The sequence below is a fragment of the Geomonas sp. genome, assembly GCF_035254065.1.
Classification (GTDB): domain Bacteria; phylum Desulfobacterota; class Desulfuromonadia; order Geobacterales; family Geobacteraceae; genus Geomonas.
Genome location: NZ_DATFBA010000231.1, coordinates 1 through 5,493, shown reverse-complemented (window position 1 = coordinate 5,493; position 5,493 = coordinate 1). Strand labels below are relative to the sequence as shown.

The following is a 5,493-nucleotide window of genomic DNA, read 5'->3' as shown; positions in this document are numbered from 1 at the left end:
TTCAAACTCTGTCAATCTTGCTCCTGCTTACTAAAATCCGTCTGGTGCGACGGCAAAGTCCTAGTGGGCGGCTTTGACCTCTAGCGGCAGAATCGTACTCGCCGTGTTGGCAGCCGATGCCGAATCAGTGACCTTGATAGTAACGTTGGAAGTGCCGGAAACGGTAGGGATTCCGGAGATAACAGCAGTTGCCGAGCTCATCGTCCTGAAGCCTAAGCCGCTCGGGAGGCCGGTGATACTCCACGTATATGGCTTGGTCCCCCCCTGTGCATCGACCCTTTGCAGGTAGGCGCTGCTCACGATCCCGAAGGCAAGACTGGTCGTCGTTATCGAGACAGCGCCGACATGAATGGAGTACACCGTGGTGGTCGAAACGGCCGGATCAGACGAGTCGGTGGCCGTGACCGAGAACAGAAAATCCCCGGCGGTGGTTGGCGTACCGCTTAGCGTGCCAGCGCTGTTGCTGACTGCCAGACCGGGTGGCAAACCGACCGTGATGTTGGCTGGCAGAATCGTCCCCGCCGGCAGCGAGGTATCGACCACCGTCCAGGTGAAGGGCGCATTCCCCGTGGCGGCAAGGGGGGCCGTGTAGCTGGTTCCGGGCGTCGCTACGGGCAATTGCGTCGCCGTGATTATGACGACGGTGTAGGTGCGGGTGCCGGTAAGCTTGGTGTGGCTGTCGGCGGCTATCACGGTAAATCTGAAGGTCCCACCCTTGGTGGGAGTTCCGGAGATGACCCCGGAGCTACTTATGCTCAAACCGGGGGGGAGGAGGCCACTCGAGATCCCCCAGACAAGGGGGGGAGTACCGCCGACGGCGGAAAGTGTCTGGCTGTAACTCGAGCCCACGATTCCTGACGGCAGGACCGGGGTGGTTATCTCCGGCTGGTTGGACGGAAACCAGTCGACCCCGCATCCGAACAGTGCAAACAGCAGCAGGACGCCCAACATGAGCTGCTTCACGAATCCCCCCTCTCACCACACCGATATCAGCATCAAATGACAGCCCCGGCCCAACCCGAAAGGCCACACTTACGCCGCGTCATACTACCCTGTCGAACCTTTAATTTACAAGGAAATTCCGCAGGTAAGCCTCTTCCGGCGCCCCAATGTCGGGGGGTGCCTTGACACCGCAGGGGGGGCTACTTATCCTTCCCCTAGGGATTCACCCTCGGAGGTACACCAATGATACGACCTGAAAAGATGACGGTAAAAACACAGGAGGCCCTGGCCTCGGCGCAGGAGAGCGCGGCGAACATGTCGGCCGCCACCATCGAACCCGAACACCTGCTGCTTGCCCTGCTCGACCAGGAAGCCGGCTTCGTGCCGGACCTGCTCAAGAAGATAGGCGCCCCCCTGCCCCAGTTGCGCGAGGAGGTGGGTGCGGCGCTCAAGCGGTCCTCCCGGGTGAGCGGTGGACAGCTCTCGTTGTCCCCGGCGCTCAACCGCATCCTCGACCAGGCGCAGAAGGAAGCGGACGGGATGCACGACGCCTTCGTCTCCACCGAGCACCTGCTTCTGGCCCTCCTGGGAGCCCGTGACACCCAGGCCGCCCGGCTACTCTCCCAGCACGGGGTGAGCCGGGAGAACGTGCTCGCCGCCCTCAAGGAGCTGCGCGGCGGCGAGGCGGTCACTGACCAGGACCCGGAACAGAAATACCAGGCGCTCGCCAAGTACTGCCGCGACCTTACCCAGCTCGCCCGCCAGAACAAGCTCGACCCGGTGATCGGCCGCGACGAGGAGATCAGGCGCGTGCTGCAGGTCCTCTCCCGCCGCACCAAGAACAACCCGGTGCTGATCGGCGAGCCCGGCGTGGGCAAGACCGCCATCGTCGAGGGGCTCGCCCAGCGCATCGTGTCGGGGGACGTGCCGGAGACCCTCAAGGACAAGCAGGTACTCTCCCTGGACATGGGGGCCCTGATCGCCGGCGCCAAGTACCGCGGCGAGTTCGAGGAGCGGCTGAAGGCGGTCATCAAGGAGGTGGCGCGCTCGGAGGGGAAGGTCATCCTGTTCATCGACGAGCTGCACACCCTGGTGGGGGCCGGCGCCGCCGAAGGAGCCATGGACGCCTCCAACATGCTGAAGCCGGCGCTGGCGCGGGGCGAGCTGCACTGCATCGGCGCCACCACCTTGAATGAGTACCGCAAGTACATCGAGAAGGACGCGGCCCTCGAGCGCCGCTTCCAGCAGGTTTTCGCCGGTGAGCCGAGCGTGGCCGAGACCATCTCGATCCTGCGCGGACTCAAGGAGCGCTACGAGGTCTACCACCACATCAGGATCCAGGACAGCGCCATCATCGCCGCTGCCACCCTGTCGGACCGCTACATCACCGACCGCTTCCTGCCGGACAAGGCCATCGACCTGATCGACGAGGCGGCCTCCCGGCTGAGGATCGAGCTGGATTCCAAGCCGTCCGAGATCGACGAGGTCGACCGGCGCATCCTGCAGCTGGAGATCGAGGAACAGGCGCTCATGCGGGAGACCGACCGCCGGGCCCAGGAGCGGCTGCAAAAGCTCAGGGACGAGCTGAACTCTCTGAAGAAACAGTCCGGGGAGCTCAAGGTGCACTGGCAGCGTGAAAAGAGCCTGATCGACAGCCTGCAGCAGGTGAAGGAGCGGCTGGAGAAGAAAAAGGAGGAGGCCGAGCAGTGCAAGCGGGAGCAGAAGCTTGCCCGGGTCTCCGAGATCCTCTACGGCGAGATCCCCGCCCTCCAGAAGGAGATGGAGGACAAGCGGCAGACCCTGGAGGCCTTCCAGAAGGACACCAAGATGCTGACCGAGGAGGTCGACGCCGAGATGATCGCCCAGGTGGTGGCCAAGTGGACCGGCATCCCGGTGAACCGCATGTTGGAGAGCGAGACCGAGAAGCTGATCAAGATGGAAGAGCGGCTTAAAAACCGGGTGGTGGGCCAGGACGAGGCGCTCACCCTGGTCTCGAACGCCATCAGGCGCGCCAGAAGCGGCCTCTCCGACCCCAACCGCCCGATCGGCTCCTTCCTCTTCCTGGGGCCCACCGGCGTCGGCAAGACCGAGACCGCCCGGGCGCTGGCCTCCTTCCTGTTCGACGACGACCAGGCCATCGTGCGCATCGACATGAGCGAGTACCAGGAGAAGCACACTGTGGCCCGGCTGATCGGCGCCCCTCCCGGCTACGTCGGCTACGAGGAGGGTGGGCAGCTGACCGAAGCGGTCAGGCGGAGGCCCTACTGCATCGTGCTGTTCGACGAGATCGAGAAGGCGCACCCCGAGGTGTTCAACGTCTTCCTGCAGATCCTCGACGACGGCCGGCTCACCGACGGCCAAGGGCGCACGGTCGACTTCAAGAACGCGGTCATCATCATGACCAGCAACCTGGGCTCCCACCTGATCCAGCAGTACGGCGCCGGCGATTACCACCGGATGCAGAAGGAGGTCATGGAGGTGCTGCGCCAGAGCTTCAAGCCGGAGTTCCTGAACCGGGTGGACGAGATCGTCATCTACCACGCCCTGCCACTGGACAAGATCAAGGAGATCGTGGTCATCCAGCTGCAGTCGCTCAAGGACCGGCTGGCCGAAAGGGGGGTGGGGCTCGAGGTCACCGAGCAGGCCCGCGAGTACCTGGCGCGGGAAGGCAACTATGCCGCCTACGGCGCGCGGCCGCTCAAGCGCTTACTGCAGCGGAAAATCCAGGATCCGCTGGCCCTCATGCTGCTGGAAGGGAAGTTCGCCTCGGGAGACGTCGTGCTGGTCGATATCTCCCCGGCCGGTGACTCGCTGGTGATCACGCGGAAGGAGTGAGCGGTTCAGGCGGGGCCGATGAGGTTGCCTTGGGGAAGATAAGCTGATATGATTCCCGCCGCTGTAAAATCTGCCGCCAGCCGGCACCAAACAAAGCGGGGTGATCATGAAACCTTCTTCCATCATTGTGTCCATACTGTTTGCCATTGCCGTACCGGTAGCTGGATTCTGCGCTGAGGAGCCCAAGACGCCGGAGACGGCCGCCCCCCCGGCCGCCAAGGTAGAGACCAAACCCGCCACCGAAGCAGTGGACTTCAATCCCTCGGGAACCGTCATGGAAACCATGACCGGTGGGGGCTACACCTATGCGAGACTGGAGAAAGACGGCAAGAGTGTGTGGGTCGCCTATTCCGCCCTCGAAACCCGGGTCGGCGAGAAGCTCTTCTTCAGAGGGTGCGGCGAGATGCGGAACTTCCCGAGCAGGACGCTGAAGAGGACCTTCGATAGCATAATGTTCTGCGGCGCCCCCATGATGAAGTAGGGTGCCGTCAAGACCAGGAGTACGGTAGCGGTTCCACGTGCAGTAATCATCGAGACGGCCCTCCTCAACAACCAGAAAGGTGACCGAAGCGTATGAAGAGCGTCCTGATCCTCGCCTACCTCGCACGTTTTGCGGCCAGCTACCTTCTCCGCTTCCTGAACCTTCGCCACCTCAAGCTGCACGGGACCACCGTCCCGGCCGGTTTCGAGGGATGCCTCGATAGCGAGGCGCTGGCGAAATCGGCAAGCTACACGCTCGATCAGAGCAGGGTCGCGCTGCTCCATTCCATCTATGACAGCGCGATCCTGCTCGCCTTCCTTTTTACCCCCCTTTTCCCCCTTTACGACGCCTGGATCGGCTCCCTTACCGGCTCCTTCGTGCTGAGCGGGGTCCTGTTCGTGCTGTTCGTAAGCCTCATCGAGGGGGTGCTGGACATCCCGTTCTCCCTCTACACCACCTTCCGGCTGGAGAGACGCTACGGCTTCAACACCACCACTTTCAGGCTCTGGCTCTCCGACCTCCTCAAATCGACCCTCCTCTCCACGCTGCTTTTGGCCCTGCTCGGCTCCATCGCGCTGTTGATCGTCAGGCATTCCCCGGCGCTTTGGTGGCTCTGGGTCTGGCTCTTCTTCGCCCTCTTCTCGGTCACCATGATCTACCTTTCCCCTTACCTGATCGAGCCCCTCTTTTCCAAGTTCGAACCGCTCAAGGACGCGGAACTGGCGGAGGAGATCAGGGAGCTGCTCAAGAAAGGGGGGATCGAGGTGAAGGAGGTGCAGCAGATGGACGCCTCCCGCCGCAGCCTCCACTCCAATGCCTACTTCACCGGCATCGGCAGGGTCAAGCGGATCGTCCTCTACGACACCCTGGTGAAGCAGATGTCGCGCGCCGAATTGCTGGCCATCCTCGCCCACGAGGGTGGCCACTGGAAGAAAGGGCATATCTGGAAGACGCTGCTGTTGACCGAGTCGGCGGCCCTGCTGGTGATCTGGGCGTCGTACCGGCTGATCGTCTGGGGGGGGCTCCCCATGCTGTTCGGCATGCCGCAGGGCTCCTTTCCGGCCCAGCTCGTGATGATCGGCTTTCTGGCCTCCATCCTCTCCTTTCTCTGCACGCCTTTCTTCTCCTGGCTTTCCCGCCGCAACGAGTGGCAGGCCGACGGCTTCGCCGCGGAACTGACCGGCACCCCCGAGGCCCTGGGGCAGGCGCTGATCAAGCTCTCGCGCGAGAACCTT

Annotated in this window: 4 protein-coding genes; 3 read left to right on the top strand and 1 reads right to left on the bottom strand. The window is 63.1% G+C overall.

What is annotated here, in order from left to right; all coding sequences use genetic code 11:
• Positions 1-60 precede the first annotated feature (60 nt).
• The gene (locus VJ604_RS10915) at positions 61-963 is read right to left on the bottom strand and encodes a putative Ig domain-containing protein (RefSeq protein WP_324082415.1); all 903 of its coding nucleotides are present in this window, start codon (positions 961-963) and stop codon (positions 61-63) included.
• Positions 964-1,185: 222 nt separating this feature from the next.
• Here VJ604_RS10915 and clpB point away from each other — a divergent pair, with 222 nt between their 5' ends.
• From clpB to VJ604_RS10900, 3 genes are all read left to right on the top strand, one after another.
• A complete protein-coding gene (gene clpB / locus VJ604_RS10910; RefSeq protein ID WP_324082413.1) occupies positions 1,186-3,777 on the top strand; it encodes an ATP-dependent chaperone ClpB in 2,592 nt (863 codons plus the stop codon).
• A 127-nt stretch (positions 3,778-3,904) separates the two neighbouring features.
• A complete protein-coding gene (locus VJ604_RS10905; protein WP_324082411.1) occupies positions 3,905-4,258 on the top strand; it encodes a hypothetical protein in 354 nt (117 codons plus the stop codon).
• Positions 4,259-4,350: 92 nt separating this feature from the next.
• The coding region (locus tag VJ604_RS10900; RefSeq protein WP_324082409.1) for a M48 family metallopeptidase at positions 4,351-5,493 on the top strand (1,143 nt) is incomplete at its 3' end.